The organism is Glaciecola punicea, from assembly GCF_001756615.1.
Lineage (GTDB): Bacteria > Pseudomonadota > Gammaproteobacteria > Enterobacterales > Alteromonadaceae > Glaciecola > Glaciecola punicea.
In genome coordinates this window covers 136,903-156,168 of the sequence record NZ_LZXY01000006.1, presented here as the reverse complement: position 1 = coordinate 156,168, position 19,266 = coordinate 136,903, and the positions used below count along the sequence as shown (strand labels likewise).

The following is a 19,266-nucleotide window of genomic DNA, read 5'->3' as shown; positions in this document are numbered from 1 at the left end:
GCGTAATTGCTCGGACGGTTACTAGACAATATAGAGTATATTCGGATTGTTTTATTTTGCCCGGACTCTAACTATTTCAGTCAAGCTGCGCTCATATTCGCAATAATTATCTGGAGTCAATAAAAAGAAACACCTAATCAGAAGGTGTTCCTTATTTGCTCTTGCGCTTTTTCCCCACAAACCATATTAACGAAAGAGACTTTATCTCTGCACGTTGCAATAGAACCACTGAAGAGGGCTAAACTCGGCTTATTTTATGTTACTCGAAATTATAATTTAATTGCAATGATATGCTTCTGCCTTGTTCAGTCCAAACGTTATAAAAACCTGCTGGCATCAAGGCCATATCGACAGAATTACTTTTAGTTATTTCGTTGGTTAAGTTTTTACCTAGCAGAGCGACTTGCCATTTGCCATTGATGTCTACCAAGGAGATACGAGCGTTAAACTTAGTGAAGTCTTCTTGCCTAGTAAAAGGATTTAAATCAGGATTAGTGTAGTAGTCCGATTTATGCAGAGAATCTACCGCGATTTTTAGTTCTAATGAATCGTTTAGTTCGACATTGTACTCTAGGCCGATGCTGCCAGAGATTTTAGGCGCGTATGCATTGGTTTCACCCGATAAATCACATGACGCGCCACCAGCTTCAATATTATTAGACGTTTTTGCGGCACTTTTAAAGCATTTTGCACCGGTAAATTTATCCCACGTAAAGTCTAAATAACCTAAACTACTAGTGAGCATCCAGTCGTCAGCAAATGCCCAGCGACCATCAAGTTCGATTCCGCGAGATGTTGCTTGACCACCATTTAGAACGAAAAAGCCCGTACTACCATCATAAACTGAGGTTTGTAAGTCATCAAAGACCATATTAAACACAGCAATGTTAATATCTGCTGTTCCATCCAATAAAGTCAACTTAGTACCTAATTCGTATGCAATAACTGATTCATCTTCGAATTCGAAATCATCTGGATTGTTTGCACGCGAATCAAAACCACCTGCTTTTGCTCCTGTAGCAACGGAAGCATAAAACATTGCCTCTTTCATTTTATATTTTATATTTATTGAAGGAGTGAAATGACCTTCATCGCGGTCATTTGATATCTCGTGATCAAAAATATTCTGACCTCCCAAAACTACAGCAGAGAATATAGAGCCTGGTAAACCATTGGGGAAGTTTCCAGCAATTGCAGGTGCTTTCACTAGCGGAAGATCTACAATAGGCGTACGAGTTGCAGGGTCCATTGCAACCACTTTGCGGTAACCATCCTTGGTTTCATTGGAATAGCGTAAACCTAATGTCGCCTCCCATCTTTCTGATATTTTATAATCAAACTGACCAAAAATCGCCATAGTATCCGAATCAACTCTAAAATCTCGATAGCCGATTATATTTAGTGGATATACTCGGGTCTCTTCTAGAAAATTAAGATCGGTAGTTTGATAATAAATACCAGCAATATAGTTAAAATTACCGCTAAAACTTGAGGTAAGACGAATTTCTTGACTCAGTTGTTCAAATTTTTCATAATTTTTTAAACGATATAAAAGCATTAATGGACTGTTATCAGGATCATTAGAGCCGTCTAGCGTATAACTTTGAAAGCCAGTAGTTGAAGACAATAAGGTATCACCCATATCATACTCAATGTTAAGGGTTGCATGAGAAGCATTAAACTCGGCTTGTTCTTTCTCACCAGCGGCCGGATTCGTTTTAGCTGTCCTATTATCGAAGGTATAATCCCTTATCGCATTTAGAACGGGGGCACCACTATTAGCAACTGCCGGTTCGACAAAGACTTGTGTAGGTGCATAACCAAGTAAGTCATCTTGATCGTGTTGCAGAGATAAGTTTATATTGAGATTGTCTACTGGCTGCCATGCTAGAGAAACACGCCCTAAAAAAGTTTCATGATTAACTTCCATATTATCGGTAATCATATTATCCAGATAACCGCCACCATCAATGTACTTTAGGGCTACACGTCCTTGTAGACTTTCACCTAGTGAATTAGAAACAGCTGTTTCTATTGTAGTTGTTTCAAAATCAAAATCGTAACTCGTATTTATATAACCTTGTAAATCTTCTGTCGGCTTTACATTGGTTAAGTTTAACGCACCTGCGGTCGTGTTTTTACCAAATAAGGCACTCTGTGGCCCACGTAAAACCTCTATTCGTTCTACATCCAGAAAGGCACTGCGCATCAAGTGACCACGGCCACGATATACGCCATCGACGAAGGTACCAACAGTTTGCTCGAACCCTTGGTTAGGCCCTGAACCTAGACCTCGCATAATCACGTTATAACCTTGTCCGGTTTGGCTTACAGAAAAATTTGAAATGAAAGACGATAATTCTTGTGCGTTAGTTATATTAGCTTCGATCAACTTCTTTTGTCCTAAGGCACTCATAGAAATAGGCACGTCCTTAGCATTCTGTAACCTTTTTTGCGCGGTCACTTCGATCACTTCCAGTGTGTTATCAGTTTTAATTGTCGCTACTGAATCTTGCGCAGACACTGAAGAACTAAGAACCGTAAATAACGCGAGCGAGATTTTGCTGTATTGACGTTTTTTTTTGTTATATGACATATTGCATCCTTAATTATTATTTTTTATTTGGAACTTTATTGAATTCGGGCTGTGTGACATTTTCTACTTTTTACTATATTATTGAGTCGTCCATTTTACTTTACTGTTTATGTAATGCTTTTAACTTATTACGACAGTTCATTTTTGTTTATAATTCTGAATCTAAAGGGTTACTTTGGGTAGCCAGTTATTTTACAAATGGACTTGTATAATGGGCGAAGCTTGGAATACATTTTTTTGTAAACGTCCAAGTAAAGTTCATTGTATATTTTTTTGTTTTCTTCTATTGGCGTGAATACATCGCCGCCGTGGGACATTTTTGCAACAGCGCTTTCGTAGTCATCATATAGGCCGACACCAACCGCAGCATTAATTGCCGCGCCTAACCCTGATGTCTCAAATGTATGCGGTCGCTGCACGGGCATGCCAAAAATGTCTGCTGTAATCTGCATTGCTTGATCACTTTGTGACCCACCACCGGAGACCATTAATTTAGTAATTTTTACTTTATATTTTTTTTCCGACAACTCCTTACCCTCGCGCAGAGCAAAGCCTATACCTTCGATGATCGATCTGTATATATGTGCTCGGGTATGCACATCACCAAAACCAATCATAGCTCCTTTTGCCTCTGGTCCTGGTATCCGTAACCCAGGGTTCCAGTATGGTTGAAGCACAAGCCCCATTGAACCAGCTGGGACTTGCTTTAATAAATCGTCAAATAGACTCTCAACGATAATTCCTTCCTCTTCAGCAATTTGTTGTTCCTTTAAGCCAAACTCCCGTTTAAACCAGCTAACCATCCAATAGCCCCGTTGGACAATGAATTCGATGTTATAGTTATTTGGTATTGCTGCAGGATAGGCTGGTAACCCGTTAACGGCCTCAACATAGTGACTGTTTGTTATGTTAAAGGTTGCCGTCGTGCCGTAGCTTAAACTTGCTGTTTGTGGAGTTAAGCAGCCAGACCCAAGAACTTCACAAGCTTTATCCGACCCTGCAGATATTAATGGCAGTCCCACAGGAATACCGGTATCATTTGCAGCCATTTGAGATATCCGGCCTAACTCGCTCCCGCAGGGAATCAGTTCTGGCAGCATCTCTTTTTTAATCGGGAGTGCCTGCCATATCCAAGCTAGCGGTTTCGCCCATGTATGATGTTTAAAGTCGAAGGGGAAATATCCTACTTGGCTTGATATTGAATCAACATATTTTCCGGTTAATTTAAAGCTATGAAAGCCAGAAAGAAACATGAATTTGTCTGTTTTTTCCCAAATTTCAGGTTGCTGATGCTTAATCCAACTTGCTTCGGCTTGGCTTCTAAAATAATAAATATTTTTTCTTTCACCTATCAATGTAAATAGTACACGCCAATACCAACTCATCTTATCTAGTTTACTTTGCTCTCGTTGATCTAACCAAACAAATGCCGGTCTTAGGGGGCGACCTTTTTTATCCAAATTAACAACAGTGGCTCGTTGACAAGTCAGTGACACTCCTTTTATTTGCGATTTTTTTATTTTTAATAATTCAAGTTCAGGCCATAAATTATTGCATGATTTTGCTAACATCTGCCAATAGTAGTCAGGATCTTGTTCTGCCCAACCTGGTTTTTTTGAAAAGTAAGGTTCGATATCAACCTTACTTTTTGCAACTAAATGACCGTTCAAGTCAAATAGCAATGCCCGAACGCTCTGTGTTCCGTTATCAAGTGCTAATAAGTATTTTTCTTCGTTTGACTGGTTGTTTATTTTCTTTAACATAAATTTCAATCTTGCTTACTAGACATAAGAGTCGTTTTTGGTAGGTAATAGAATTCTTTCCAAATCTCGTTATAGCGCATGACTTCATCTTGCCATTTCACCTCTTCCCAACCCAGTTCTTGTTGAAAAATACAATAGAGTGCAGGAAATAATTCCTCCGCTCCATTTTTCAACAGTAACCCCAAACGAGTTCGTCTTAGTAATAAATCATCAAGGTGAATGACGGCCTCGTTTTTAATCGCCCAACGACATTCAGCGAAACAAAATTGTGTATTACCTATTATTAGGTTTTCTTTTTCGTTTACTTGCTGAAGTATCAAGGCAGCATTATTACCATATCTGCCGGTTAGACGTTGTAACCATGATTTTTTATAATTATGAATGTTTGGGTGATTTAAAAAAAGTTGTTCAGATGGACTATTTGTAAACACATCATCGTTATGGCCCTCCTGACTATATTTATTTTTTTGATCAGGCTCTAACCATGGTATCGCGGCATTAACTGCCTCAATTGCAGTCAAACGAAAAGTGGTCAACTTCCCACCGCTTGCAGTGATTAGCGCATTATCAGCCCAGATGCTGTGAGTGCGAGCTTCTTTTGAAGCATTTTTCGAAAAATTATTATCTGAAGCAATAACAGGCCTGACTCCAGACCATGTTGATATTATATCTTGAGCGCTAATTTCTTTATCTGGAAAGGTTTGATTGAATGCTTCCAGCAAATAATCAACTTCTATTTGACTAATTTTCGCCTCATTGTCTAAATTTTCAGTATGGTCTAGGTCGGTTGTGCCAATAACAGTGACCCCTTCCCAAGGATAAATAAAAACTGGGCGGTTATCTTTTGGATGAAGCAACGTTAATGCGCCATCAAGGCAGATTGTTCCCTCAGTAATCACCAAATGGCTGCCTCGTAATGGTCTTACTCGTTGTTCATTAACGACTTCATTGCGCAACCTGTCTGCCCATGCTCCTGTTGCATTTATAACAACTGATGATTTTAGTGTTAATGATTCATTTGATTTTGAATCGGTAATATCATTTAAATCTTGGGATGTATCTTCAATTATTACACCAATAACTCGAGCTGTGTTTGGATCCGTTAACAACGTTTTCGCTTTAGTATAATTTAGGACATGAGCACCAGCTTGAACTGCTTCTTGCAAAACACGCATCACTAATCGAGAATCATCAACAACCGTATCCGTGTAATAACAAGTTCCTTTGAGCTTGTCGGTCCTTAATCCGGGGAATTTTTTAATAGTTTCTTGAAGGTTCAAAAACTTATGGTCTTTGATACCAGCAAGCCAGTCGTAAATACTCAGCAGAGTTCCCATAATAAACCGACCGGGAAATTGTGATTTTCTTACAACAAAGTAGTAACCCATTCGATTAATAAGACCGGGAGCTTGTTTTAATAAAAGTTCACGCTCTTGCAGGGAGTGTTTAGTTAATTTAACGTCACCTTGAGCTATGTATCGAAGGCCTCCATGTACCATTTTCGAAGAACGACTCGATGTGCCCCAAGCAAAATCCTGTTGTTCAATTAATAGTGCACTCAAGCCTCGACGAGTCGCTTCCTGCAATATTCCAGCCCCAACAATACCACCACCAACGACAATAACGTCCCATTTTTGTTCTGAGTCAGCATTCGCGTTTTTGGTTAGTTGAGATAATAAATCAACACGATTTGTAAATGATGTTTGACTCTTTAACATATTAATCATATTCCTAAACCAATGTTCCCGGATTCATTCGCTGCTCAGGATCAAACACGTGACATAGTCCTTTAATCGCTTTCATCCCCAGTTCTCCCTTTTCTGCAAGCAAGTAGGGGGCATGATCTTTTCCAACGCCATGTTGATGACTAATCGTTCCGCCATGTCTTATGATAGCTTCTGCGCCAGCCGCTTTTAATTTAAGCCAGCGCTGCATTGTTTTATCGTAATCTTTATCCATACGAAAAAGATAGGTAGTGTAAACACTACAACCTTGACCATAGAAATGAGACAAGTGAGTAAAAACATGAACTTTTTCATTGTTGTTTGGAGTTAAATTAAGTTCGCATTTTAATGCGTTAGCAATACTTAATTCGATATCTTTTGAGGCTTCGGGAACTACGGACCAATCAAGGCATGTTTCCATCGTATCCACCATTATCCCGACATCCCAAAAACCTTGGCGCAAATATGGACTGCGAAAGCGGCTGTGTTCCCAATGTTTCCCTAAAGCGGTGCCAATATATATGCCTTTGTGTTCACTGATAAATTGCTTAGTGATCTTTAAAGCAGACTTACATTGTGCTTTGCTTCCGGTAATACCAAAAGTAAACATGGTTTTTTGAGGTTCATTAGTCTTAGGAATTCCTCGAATACTTAAATACGTCTCTAGGTACTTAACCGAAGTTTCATTACCTCCGAGTTTTAAATGCGATGCTGTTTCGACTGGATTACTTAAACGCATCATAGAAAGTTGTGTTCCTTGCTGCACAATTTTTCGCGTAGCCATCATGCCTATTAGCCAGCTAGGGAAAAATGCAACATAGAAATTTTCTTGCTCAGCTATCTTCGTTACTCGCACTTTAACTTCAGTTATTATCCCTATTCGCCCTTCGCTACCTAAAATCATTTCACGCACATCAGGTCCGGCAGATGACGCAGGGAACGTCGGAACCTCTAGTGTCCCTTGTAACGTCTCTATTTTCCCGCCAGCAAACATCTTCTCTATACGTCCATAACGCAATGATTGTTGACCACTAGAACGACTGGCTACCCAGCCACCTATAGTCGATAACTCCCAAGACTGGGGGAAATGGCCTAATGTATATCCATGCAGTGAAAGTTGTTTCTCGACATCAGGACCAAGCGTCCCAGCACCGAAGGTGGCAATCTGACTGTTTTGATCCAAAGCAATCAGGTTATTCATTTTAGTTAAAGCCACAGTAATAATCGGGCGTTCATTTTCTTCTGGATTTATATGGCCGCATACAGATGTGCCACCACCGTAAGGAATAATTATGAGATCTTCTTGTTTTGCAAATTGTAAAAGTTCTTGTACTTCGATAGTGGTGCTAGGAAATGCTACACCGTCAGGAAACGTTCCAAAATCACCACTATGAGTTGCTAGCCAATCCGGAATACTTTGCCCACGGCAATGGCGTAATCGAACTTCTGCATCTGTGTTAATTAGTTTATGCTGTGGCGCTCTGGATTGTGGCACTTTTGCAATGGCATCATCCAAGGTTATTTGAGGTAATACTGTACTTTCTCCCAATATATTTGCAATATAGTTTTGAGAATCTTTAGATAATCCAAACTCAAAATTGTTTTTCTCATCACCCCAACCATTCCAGCTCTTCATATAATACCTCGTTAATTTTTGTTACTTATCACTTAATATTAAACTGAATTCAACTTTATTTTTATGCTTTAATAGGGTGTATTACTAATAATTTAGGACATATCACTGGATGAATTCAAAGCTAATTGCTATTGCTGATGCTAATGCTCCTCAATCGATCATCGGTATCTCATTGTTGGTCAAATTATTACAGAACAATGGTCATCAAGCTGACCAAATGCTTGCAAAAGCGAATATTGCGGCACAATTGCTAAGCGACCCAAATGCGACGATATCTTTTCAACAAGAGGTGGTTTTTACGCGAGAATTAGTGAACACATTGTTAGACAAGGAATTAGGATTTAAAGCAGGCCAATATTACCGACTTAACGCCTATGGTTTGATTGGTTTAGCTGCCGGTTTAAGCGAAACTGTGAATGACGCCATTGTGTTTTTTCTTAAATACATTCGTCTTTCTCATATCCATTTTGATATTAATTTCTTTAAGAAAGATGGAAACGCAATATTGAGGTTTAGCGACCAATTCGAATTAGGCGATTTAAGACGCTTTTATTTAGAAAGAGACTTTTCATTCGCGTTTCTATCGACTCGAGATATGTTTCCCCGATCTATCATTGGGCAAAAACCTAAAACCATACATTTTGATTTTCCATGTCCAACAAGTGTTGAGCATTATCAAAGCCTATATGAATGTATAGTGCATTTTTCAATGCCTTATAATGAAATATTGTGTGACGAGAGATATCTAGACTTACAGTTACCACTAGCAAGCGCCCTCACGCGTGAATTGTTAGAAGAGCAGTGTAAAATAAAAGAAATTACGCTCTTCGGACATGAAAATTTCGCAGGAAAAATAAGACAAAACATTCAAGCTGTGGAAAATGAAATTCCTAGTTTAGAAGTCATAGCTAAGATGCACTTTCTCACTGCTCGTACAATGCGACGTAAATTAAAACAGCAGGGCATTACTTTTCAACAATTAGTAAATGAAGAACTAAATAAAAAGGCACTTCATTATTTGCTGACGACAAGTTTAAGTATTGAGCAAATCTCAATACGCTTGGGATATAGCGAGTCCGCAAGCTTTATTAACGCATTTAAACGCTGGACAGGAAAAACACCAAAAGCATGCCGTTAATAAATATAATTTATGTAATTTGCGTATTCCGCTAATGGTGAACAGCCTTGAAAAGTGGCGTTCCGACTGAACGTGAACATTTGAACGTCCCCGCATTGGGCTAGTCTGTTTTACATTGCCGGTGACATTAGATGATGATGGCACAGAATATGGATCAAAGTGCGATGCGCTTGTGCTCAGATATTGCTGTTAGCGCCAGCGAAGGTGCGCTGGTATTTACCGCAGTTTAAAAATGGCGGTAAACAGCGCTTATTACCATTTTGCATTGGAAATTGTGTTCTGAGTGCCATCTTCCAGTAATTGCTTCTGCCACTAGATGATAAATATTTTGGAAAAATAATCGACATCTCCATATAACTCGACTAGTTTTCATACCTATTCCTTTTTAGATTTGTTTAATCTTGCTTGAAAAATCGGGCACTGGAACAGGCATTTAATTCAATTTCCTTAAACAGGATTCGGGTTATTAAGCCATTCATCTTTTGTTCGGCGCTGTGCTCGCATAATGCTCTCGATGAATTATCGAAGACAATATAATGCGACACAAAATTGGATTTAAGAAGACGGGGTTTGAACGACGCCCACAACAAAATCATCCCTTAAGACCAGTCGATAAATATATATCGAAGCCAATTTAGTTGAACAGGACCACAAAATGTGGCCCTGTTCAACTCTTTAGAACCCCCCGATTATTGATAATCTAGCATTTAAAGGGGCGGCAACTGTCGCTTGATGAGTAGAGTGTGCATTAGGGTAATACAACTCGTCTGTTAAGTTTTCTATATTCAGTTGAATACGCATAGCGTCACTTACATCATAATAAGCGGATGCATCAACCCGTGTATAACTTGGCAAGGTTGCCGTGTTCGAATTGTTGATAAAACTCTCATCTTGGTAAGTTGCGCCTAAGCCGAGACCCATAACATCACTAATTTGATAAGTATTCCAAATAGAGATATTACTCTCTGGCACTTCTCGAGGTGACCGTCCTGTGCCACCGTTGCGGTCGACTATTTCTCCGTCTAGATTACTGTAGTTAAACGACACAGACCATGCATCGGTAACTTGTCCAGCGAGTTGCAGTTCAAAACCTGATATTTCAGAGTCAATTACGTCTAGGGTTGCTGGGTCGTTATCTGCGACTTGAGGCGAGCTTTGTTCATTCTCAAATAACGCAGCCGTTAAACTGAGACCGTCGGCAAAGTCCCACTTTATTCCTATCTCTTGGTTGGCGAAAGTATCAGGGTCGAGTTGATTATTATTACCATTAATATTTGCAAATTGCTCGCCACTGCGAGGTAAAAATGATTCGCTATAGCTAGCATAGATTGATACGTTTTCTTGAGGTTTATAAATAATGCCTGCGCGCGGTGAAACTTGTTCATCTTTGCGTGAGCGTGTCTCAATTGCACTTGGGTTTGCATTAAGTACTTCTATGTCAAAGCTGTCGAAACGCGCACCAATGATAATATCTAGGTGTTCAGAAATTTCAATTTCATCTTGAATATATAGCGAGAATACATCTAGGCCTACTCGAGTATCATCATTTAAGTCAGTAAATCCGGTAGTGAAACTCTCGCCACTTGCATTAACTCCAGCGAAACCGTTTAAAGAAATGGGCTTATTTGCAACAAAAAACTCACGATCATCCATTGTCGTACTAAACACAGGGTTGAAGCGGTTTTGGTCTGAGTTTGTTTGAATGAAATCAGCACCCACAATCAATGTGTGTCCAAAACTTTCGGTTTGAAACTCGGCAACCATGTTACTTGATAATATTAGATTATCGCGCACAGTGTTGTCAATATAGCCGTCTAACTCAACAACGTTAGTGTTTTGGTCATAGCCGCTAGCATAAAAATTCGCGTAAGCCTTATCATAGTCGGCGTAAAATGCGCTGAAATTACCTTTAATACTATCGGTAAACTGATGCGCTAGGTTGGCTTTGTAAATATGGGCCTCTAATTCATGATAGTTATTTTCAGGATCAGCAAATACCACATCTTTTAAAGCTTCTACAGGTCTTCCGTCGCTTCCAGTGGGTATTCCGCGATCTATAAATCGCTGGTGATTAATATACTCATAAGAGAGGTCAACCGTGGTGTCGTCGCTTAGTTCTATGTGTGCAGTTGGATTAAAACCGTATCGCTCGCCGTCATAAAAATCGCGGTGATTTTCTACACTCTCATACATCGCATTTATGCGGATTGAAGATGTATCGCCCGTATCAATATTAGAATCAAGTTCAAGGTTAAATCCGCCAAATGTGTTCAATGACGCTTTATAAGCATTAAACTGCTCGCCCACTTGTGCCTTTTTTGATACACGGTTTAGAATGCCGCCCGTGCCACCACGGCCAAACAACAGCGCATTTGGGCCGCGTAATATTTCAACTTGTTCTACGTTATAAAGCGCGCGATAGTATTGGACGTCGTCTCGGTTACCATCTATGTAAAAATCTGCTGTTGACCGGTTTCCACGAAACACGATTGAATCACGATGACCTTCACCTTGAGAATTGTTTACGCCCGGCGTGTAATCAATCATTTGCCCAACGCTGGTGATCCCGCGTTCAGTTATTTGATCTGCCGTAAAAATAGATAAGCTTTGCGGAACGTCAATAATTGGCGTAGGCGTTTTGATTGAGTTTGACTCATTAATAGAAAGGTATTGTCCTTTTACCGCAATCACTTCTACGTCTTTTTGACTCTGAGCATATGCAATATTGCTCATTATTACTGCCGTTGCAATTGCTGTTAACTTTAATTTCAATTTTCTTCTCCATGCCTTATAGTCAAACAAGACCCATTAATACATTAATTTAAGAGGGGCATTATACATAATAAAAGACGGAAAGGAATGCGACTCATTCGCATTATTAATATTTTTAGCTTCAAATAAAAATAGCTGTATTGAAACGTTTACATTCCCTGAAAAATGTCAGTTTGGATTAAGATATATATTATTTGATAAGGTAATGAAACGGCCTATTTTAAGATTTGCTGATATTTTCAGTCGGTATCATAATGGCAGTGTTCCGACAATATTAGAGACATCACAAGAGTAATAATCTATAGCGGTTTAGAATGAACTGAAGATGTCGTGCAGAGCCCCTCTATTAGAAGCAGGGTCGGAGAAGGAGGAAAAACTCGCAACAGTAACGGATAAAACTAGTTAGCACCTAGCGACTAATAAGCATCAAATTAACTATGGTTGATCAGTTACCAGCACTCGACTATGTAATAGTTATTCATATTATGTACTTCTAGAGTATAAAACACTTGCTTGATGAGTGCCTTATACTCCGGACCTGTCTTTATTTGTAATATGTTTAATGACTCACAGTTTTTGAAAATACGCTAATAATTACAACACCAGATAAAATTAAGAGCATACCTATAAATGCAGCTAAATCTGGTATTTGCTTATACATAACTGCACTAATTGAAGTAATTAAAAAAATGCCCATACCAGCCCAAATAGCATATGCGATACCGACTGAAACCGTTTTTAGTACCAAAGACAAGAAATAAAATGAGACTGCGTAACCAATCACACAAATAATACTTGAGATTGAATTAGCAAAACCATTTGATGCTTTAAGTGCTAATGTTGCTATCACTTCAGCACCAATCGCTATTGCCAAATACCAATAACCCATACTCAACCCTCCGATAAAAATGTAGTAGTATACTAACCCGAAGTCACCCTGTGTCACCATGCTTGTCGTCTATAATTTTTAATTAGAGGCAACAAATAGCAGTGTAGTGGCATAGTTAATTTGGCCACCTAACTAGAAATGTTATGCTATTTGCATAGCAAGATTAGGTGACAAAAATGAAGACAAAGAAACGACCAACTCATAGCCCTGAGTTTAGGTTGGAAACGGCGCAATTAGTTGTTGACCAAAATTACAGCTAGGAAGAAGCAGCAGGGGCAATGAGTGTTGCTCCTTCCACTATTAACAAATGGGTAAGTCAGCTCAAACAAGAGCTAAAAGGTATTAGGGTAAAGCAATTACCAATAGCACCTGAGCAGATAGAAATTCGTGATTTGAAGAAGCGTCTTGCGCGTGCTGAGTTAGAGAAGGAAATATTAAAAAAGGCTACCGCTCTGTTGATGTCGGACTCCATGAACAACTCTCGCTAGTCGAGGAACTGAGTCAGAGCGATAAACGCCGTTACCCAATAAAGTTGCTGTGTGAAGTATTTGGAGTTCACCGCAGCACATATAAATACTTGCATTAGCGTGATAAGCGGCTTTCACCCACGCAAGCTAAACTGCATTGCCAAGTGAAAGAAGTGCATCGGCAAAGCAATGGCTCAGCAGGTGCAAGAACGGTGGCAGTCATGGCAACAAATAATGGTTTTCCATTAACGCGTTATCGGGCTGGCAATATAATGAAAAAGCTCAGTTTGGTGAGTTGCCAAGTTCCCCAACATGCTTATAAGAAAGCCACTCAGGAGCACGTGGCTATTCCCAACACGTTGGATAGGCAGTTTTGTTATTGAGCCTGACCAAGCGTGGTGTGGCGATGTGACGTACATTTGGACAGGCACTCGATGGGCATACTTAGCGGTAGTGTTAGATTTGTTTGCACGAAAACCAGTTGGCTGGGCCATGAGTCATTCGCCCGATAGTAATTTAACCTGCCAAGCCTTAACAATGGCCTTTGAAAGTCGCGGCAGACCTAAAAATATCATGTTCCATAGCGATCAGGGAAGTCATTATACAAGCCGTCAATTTAGGCAACATCTTTGGCGATATCGGTTAACTCAAAGTATGAGCAGACGCGGTAATTGTTGGGATAATGCACCAATGTATTAAGCGACAATCAACGTGAACGGTGATTTAACGCCAAATGAATCGGAAATGAGATACTGGAAATATTCTAAACCTGTGGCCAAAAAGACTTGACCACTACGGTAACATTGCAGTGGTGCCGAACATTGAGTGTGTAGATACTATTTTTTTAAGACTGCTCAATGTTGGACTGGCATTAAATAAAATAGAACCGCCACCGTTTACTTGGAGATCGACAAAACCTGGGACAAGCAAACCATCAAGAACAAACCATCAAGAAATACGTCGTAATTCGAGTTATCACTCACGATAGAGGTAATTTGGCCATTGTGTACCGTCATGACAACACAGTAATGGTATTGAGCCCCATCAAAAAGTCGTTGTGCACACACTCTTATGCGATTTTTTGAATTCAGAGTGTTTGTGTGACTTTTTTTAGACCTTTAGGCGCATCAGGATTGAGTCCAAGAGCCACAGAAACATTCGCTATATCGATGTAGAAGCGTAGTAAAATTAAGAGCGGTGCTAATCTAGGATGTGTTTTCAATCCAGCTTGATCTAGAAGAACAATTTGTCCGTTTCTCTCAATAATTCCATTAATTTGTTCACGATGAGACTCCTCGCACTCATCTTTAACGTCACAGTTTAAAATATGTAGTCCTTTCTCGACCAAAGTAATTGGCCCGTGAAGAAACTCAGCACTGCTAAAAGCTTCAGCATGAATACTGCACACCTCCTTAAGTTTTAACGCAATTTCTTTTGCAATTCCAAAACTAATACCGCGACTCAGGACTACCATGTTGTCGATATGTTCAAAATCGCTTGGTAGCAATTGAATTTCATTAGCAGTGACCTTTTGCAAAACAGTAGGAAGTTCTTTTAGAGATGCATAGAGTGCCCTATTTTTCGACCACACGGCTATTAAATGAACCAGAGCTGATAATGTAGCTAAATAGCTTTTTGTTGCGGCTACTGATACTTCTTTTCCTGCACGAATGGGTAAAACTTGGTCTACAATATCTTTGAGTGGGGACGTTTCATCATTCACAATTGCAATGCAATATGCACCACCAGATTTCGCCATCTTCGCCTGTTCAATGATATCGGGGCTTCTACCAGACTGAGATATGACGATAACGAGAGCTGAATCTAACTTTAATTGTTTTTTGTAGATACTGGAGACAGAAGGTGCTGCTGAACATGTTGGGATGTTCAATTCTATTTCAATTAAATATTTAGCAAAGACGCCAGCATGATCAGAAGAGCCTCTACCAATAATCATGACCATTTTGGGGTTTAAAAATACAAGTTTACGAGCAATCTCCTTTACTATTGTGCCGTTTAGTTCAAGCTGCTTTTGAATCACTATTGGAGATTGTCTTGCTTCACTTTCCATTATGGTGCTAGTCATAAAATTATCTATTCCTCAATATTATTTACGTTGAATGTCTACTTATCTATAGAAATTTGCTGTCTTGCAAAAAGGACTCCACCAACCTCAGGAGGCGACAATGCCCCAACTAAGCGCTGCTGTAAGCCAATATTTAAGTAAGGTGCAATTGATTCAGCTAATCCTCCAATCAGCGAAATTCTGGGCGGGCTAGACTTATCTAGTAGCCTTGCCATATCGTTAATGTATTGTGCCCCTTCATTCAAAATAGCCAAAGCTACATTGTCTTTTTCTTCTGCGGCAAGAAAAACTATGTTCGCTACTGATGCAAATGTTGAAGATGGCTTAGATGCAACTAAACCCACAATTTCCTCAGCGTTGTTAACTTGTAACGCTTTAAATAGAAAGTCTAGAATGGCTGTTCTTGATCCGATTTTTTCTAGGGATAAAAGAGAAGCCTCAACTGCCTTCAGACCAAACCAAGCACCACTGCCTTTGTCACCCTGGGGGAAACCATGTGCCCCAATAATTAGCGAGTTACCATTAACATATGAATATCCACATGAGCCTGTGCCTGAAATCATCACCGCTCCGTCGCTGCCATTATGCGCGCCTAAACACGCTATGAGTAAATCTGTTGTAATATATTTAGATTTAAAAGGTGAGCTCCACTGTGTCATTTCTTTGTGCATTTAAAGAACGTTGGCACCTGCTAATCCAATTCCTGCTATTACATTTCCCAAATGTAATAGCAGAAGTCTTTATATTTAGATTGCGCCTGTTTAAGCGCTATCGTTGCTGATTCAACGATAGAATTTTATGCTTCTACCACGCCATACACCGGATTGCCTGAGCCTGAAACGCCAATGCCTAAAATATTATCATTATGATCCATTAACACGGCTTTACATTTACAACCGCCGCCATCGATTCCTAGAAATATAGCTTTGTCGAGTGAATCTGTATCATTTTTTTGTTAAGACACTTTTATTCCTTATTGCCTAAAACGAAAATAAGAGCGTCAGCAACCTCACGCTCACCACTTTCGTCGGATGGTATTCCCGTAACTTTGCCCCCAACATACATAGCACTTGATCCCCCGCCGTCTAAATTTACAGCATCTATAGCACCTAACGATTGCATAACATCTGCCATCTCAGGTATAGAGGCACCAGCACTTACTTTTGGGTTTCGGCCATAAATCACCGCGATTACCAATACCCCGTTTCCAGTTACCCCTGGCGCTGTGCGTGGATGGCGTTGATTTATCCAACTCTCATAAAATTTAGACCTATTACTGCGTTTAACCTTATTCGTTAAGGTTGCTTCATCTCTTATATCTAATGATTCTGTTCCTTCATTTTTTGCTATAGGAACCCAGCCTTGAACTGCCCACACTTTTTCGGAGTTTTTACCATCAGCCAATAGCGTAGGACCACCATTTACGATGTACATGTCGTCTTTCAGCGCGCCTAAGCCGAACATACATGTATCTGATAGTAGAAACATACTATTAAAGAGTGTGACTTTAATACCAGCTTTTTACTTCTTTAATAGATAATATTTTATTCTACGCTATAGGAATGACCATTAACGTAACTAATTAGATCGTTATCTTTTTTACTTGGGCTGCAATGGCTGTTTTTCTATATTGGCAATCATATTCACACCCTTCATTGTAAGCTTATGGCAGCGTGGCGTGGATTTAAGAAAATCACGCTATGGTGTTGTAAGCCCACAGAGCCCTGAACATTGCCAATCGGCTAGTTTAATTGGGTGGACAGATTGCGTGTGCAAATAAATGGGGATGCAATACTGCTCGCCACACAGTAGGGTATTTATTTTTTGACAAGCAACTATCTTTCAAGAACAAAAGAAACACTTACTAATGCAAAACTAGCGTTGATTTGGTACGTTATTTACGGCCAGAGTCGTAAAGAGGGTATTAGGTGCTAGTGCTAATACTCGCTTTAGAGGCGTTAACAGCGACAATGGGGTATGTACATAAAGAAAAGTAAACTATGAGTTGACGTTATGCATAAGCTGCTAGTCATCGTTTTCTATTTTCATCTGGGTAGTTAAAGGCCGTTAATAGCCATTCATTCAAATCTTTGTCTGGCCTTAACAATATTGCACCTTCAGGACATAGCGGCGCCAAACTATCGGACTCTGGATGAAACAGTGTTGTCATTTTCGCTGCTAAACCGGCTTTAACACCCGTTAAACTGTCCTCAATTACTAGGCACTCATTGGCTTTGATTGATAGTGCTTTTGCCGCTGCTAAATAGCCTTCGGGTGAAGGTTTACCATTTTCTACATCGTCACGGCTAATGATAAATTGAAAATAATTTTGTAAATTCGTCACTTCAAGATTCAACTCAAGCTCGTCGCGACTTGAGTTAGATACTAAGGCCATTGGAATCGCTTTTGCACTAAAAGCATCAAGAATGGCTTGACTATTTTTCAGTGGGGTAATATTTCTTGAACAGTATTGATAGTGCCGCCATTTCTCAGCTCGCCACTGTGCTAGCGTAATGTTAAGCCCAGTCAGCTCTACCACCCTTTGGTGTACTTCAACAGAACTAAGCCCCAACATTTCTTTTTGAGTGCCAAACCCCACGCTCACACCGAGTGAGTCTAAAGCCTTGAGAAAGGCCTTTTGGTGAGCAGGTTCACTGTCAATTAAAGTGCCATCCATATCCCATAAAATCGCTTTTAATGTCATAATCTGGTTAAGCTCCTTGTAATTGCTTAGACATTTTTAGTTTAGAAACTAAAGCAAACATGCTCGGTCTGCCGTTATTTGAGATGATACACTTTTATTGTTAGACACATTGCGTTTTAACACAGGCGGCCGATACGATGGGGCAAAGCCCTCGCTAACATGGGCGCTGCTAAATGGCGCTCATGTTAGCGCTTGGTATTTGCAGGATTTCAGTACCAAAGGATTACTAACATACGTTATTAACGGCTGCCATTTACACAAATATCACCACAAACTTCCTTTAGCAAATATCAATCCATGCCACAAGACAGCTGTAACGAAGGGTATAGTGTTAATTCATCCTATACTCTAAATTCAGGTCTTTAGTATTGATATTAATATTTTTGATACCAATTGTTACTATAATTTGTTTGATTAATGCCACACAGTGGCTATCTTAACAACATCGCCCCTTGCAAAGGCAAGGGTACTAAAAAAATGGAGAAAAAATGAAAGCAATAATTTTCGACAAATTTGGTGATTCATCGGTTCTTAATACTTCCGACATAACACTTCCCGATCTTAATAATGACGAAGTCACAGTAGCCATCGCATTTACTTCTGTAAACCCTGTAGATGCAAAAATTAGAGCCGGACACCTTGTGGAAATGCTGTCTCACAAACTGCCCATAGTCCCAGGCTGGGATGTGGCTGGCAAAGTTACTGCAGTCGGCAGCGCTATTAGTTCTTTTAAAGTGGGAGACGAAGTTTATGCCTACGCTAGAAAAGCAGAGGTCCATGATGGTACATACGCGGAGTTTATCAATCTATCAGAGAGCGCAGTGGCATTGAAGCCCAGTACACTACAACTCTCAGCAGCAGCAGCGATCCCCCTAGTGGGCCTGACCGCATACCAAAGCCTTTTTAATACAGCAGACTTAAAAAAGGGTGAAACTGTCTTTATTACTGCGGGAGCAGGTGGCGTCGGTAGCTTAGCAATTCAATTCGCCAAGGTCCAAGGCGCCACTGTAATTACCACGGCAAGCTCTAAGAACCACGACTACCTAAAAACTCTAGGTGCGGATCATACGATTGATTATACCAAAGGCAATGTTGTGGAATCGGTTAGAAAAATAGCTCCCCAAGGCGTTGACGTAGTGTTTGATGCTTCTGGGGGAGACTCACTTGACGAAGCATGGCTTACGATAAAAAAAGGCGGCCGCCTAGTAAGTATCGTACAGCCACCTGATGAAAACAAAGCTCGTGATCTTGGTGTTCAAGCAACTTTTGTCTTCGTCGAACCTTCTGGTGCAGAGTTAACAGTAATCGCGCAATTAATTGATGCTAAAAAAGTAAAAACACCAACGATTAATATTCGTTCTGTAAAAGAAGCGGCAAAGGCTCAAGACGAAAATGAACAACGCAAGACCCAGGGTAAAGTGGTTTTGGCGATTGATTTTTAGATTCAGTTGCGGTGTTTAGCAAGTGGGCTTCAGCACTGGGCATCGCAGC

At 40.0% G+C, this 19,266-nt stretch carries 12 protein-coding genes and 1 pseudogene; 3 read left to right on the top strand and 10 right to left on the bottom strand.

Annotation, left to right across the window (positions count from 1 at the left end):
* Positions 1–259: 259 nt before the first annotated feature.
* The 4 genes from BAE46_RS09215 to BAE46_RS09200 all read right to left on the bottom strand — a co-directional run bounded on the left by BAE46_RS09215 (position 260) and on the right by BAE46_RS09200 (position 7,719).
* A complete protein-coding gene (locus BAE46_RS09215; RefSeq protein ID WP_070112458.1) occupies positions 260–2,596 on the bottom strand; it encodes a TonB-dependent receptor in 2,337 nt (778 codons plus the stop codon).
* A gap of 170 nt (positions 2,597–2,766) precedes the next feature.
* Positions 2,767–4,359 carry an FGGY-family carbohydrate kinase gene (locus tag BAE46_RS09210; RefSeq protein ID WP_070112456.1) on the bottom strand — a complete coding sequence of 531 codons (1,593 nt, stop codon included), beginning with the start codon at positions 4,357–4,359 and terminating at the stop codon, positions 2,767–2,769.
* Positions 4,360–4,364: 5 nt separating this feature from the next.
* Entirely contained in the window at positions 4,365–6,077 is a 1,713-nt protein-coding gene (locus BAE46_RS09205; RefSeq protein ID WP_070112454.1) for a glycerol-3-phosphate dehydrogenase/oxidase, read from the bottom strand.
* Between the two features lie 13 nt (positions 6,078–6,090).
* Positions 6,091–7,719 carry an FAD-binding oxidoreductase gene (locus tag BAE46_RS09200; RefSeq protein WP_070112452.1) on the bottom strand — a complete coding sequence of 543 codons (1,629 nt, stop codon included), beginning with the start codon at positions 7,717–7,719 and terminating at the stop codon, positions 6,091–6,093.
* A 109-nt stretch (positions 7,720–7,828) separates the two neighbouring features.
* Between BAE46_RS09200 and BAE46_RS09195 the strand changes: the two genes are divergently transcribed.
* Positions 7,829–8,857 carry an AraC family transcriptional regulator gene (locus BAE46_RS09195; protein ID WP_070112450.1) on the top strand — a complete coding sequence of 343 codons (1,029 nt, stop codon included), beginning with the start codon at positions 7,829–7,831 and terminating at the stop codon, positions 8,855–8,857.
* Positions 8,858–9,532: 675 nt separating this feature from the next.
* Here the strand turns inward: BAE46_RS09195 and BAE46_RS09190 are convergent.
* Positions 9,533–11,590, bottom strand: a complete 2,058-nt coding sequence (locus BAE46_RS09190) for a TonB-dependent receptor (protein WP_244884998.1) — start codon at positions 11,588–11,590, stop codon at positions 9,533–9,535.
* 598 nt (positions 11,591–12,188) lie between these two features.
* Positions 12,189–12,518: a DMT family transporter gene (locus BAE46_RS09185; protein WP_006006989.1), complete on the bottom strand. Its 330-nt coding sequence runs from the start codon at positions 12,516–12,518 to the stop codon at positions 12,189–12,191.
* A gap of 176 nt (positions 12,519–12,694) precedes the next feature.
* On the opposite strand from BAE46_RS09185, the pseudogene BAE46_RS14350 reads away from it, so the two are divergent.
* Positions 12,695–13,774, top strand: a pseudogene (locus BAE46_RS14350) (IS3 family transposase).
* Between the two features lie 298 nt (positions 13,775–14,072).
* Here BAE46_RS14350 and nagB-II read toward each other — a convergent pair.
* The 4 genes from nagB-II to BAE46_RS09155 all read right to left on the bottom strand — a co-directional run bounded on the left by nagB-II (position 14,073) and on the right by BAE46_RS09155 (position 17,775).
* Complete coding sequence (nagB-II, locus tag BAE46_RS09170; RefSeq protein WP_070112446.1) at positions 14,073–15,071, bottom strand: glucosamine-6-phosphate deaminase NagB-II; 999 nt, start codon at positions 15,069–15,071, stop codon at positions 14,073–14,075.
* A gap of 38 nt (positions 15,072–15,109) precedes the next feature.
* Entirely contained in the window at positions 15,110–15,730 is a 621-nt protein-coding gene (locus tag BAE46_RS09165) for a glucosamine kinase nucleotide-binding domain-containing protein (RefSeq protein ID WP_244884997.1), read from the bottom strand.
* A gap of 307 nt (positions 15,731–16,037) precedes the next feature.
* Positions 16,038–16,535 carry a phosphodiester glycosidase family protein gene (locus BAE46_RS09160; RefSeq protein ID WP_070112443.1) on the bottom strand — a complete coding sequence of 166 codons (498 nt, stop codon included), beginning with the start codon at positions 16,533–16,535 and terminating at the stop codon, positions 16,038–16,040.
* A 565-nt stretch (positions 16,536–17,100) separates the two neighbouring features.
* On the bottom strand, positions 17,101–17,775 hold the full coding sequence (locus BAE46_RS09155) for an HAD family hydrolase (RefSeq protein ID WP_070112440.1): 675 nt from the start codon (positions 17,773–17,775) through the stop codon (positions 17,101–17,103).
* Positions 17,776–18,263: 488 nt separating this feature from the next.
* Between BAE46_RS09155 and BAE46_RS09150 the strand changes: the two genes are divergently transcribed.
* A complete protein-coding gene (locus BAE46_RS09150; protein WP_070112438.1) occupies positions 18,264–19,217 on the top strand; it encodes an NADP-dependent oxidoreductase in 954 nt (317 codons plus the stop codon).
* The last annotated feature ends 49 nt before the right edge of the window (positions 19,218–19,266 follow it).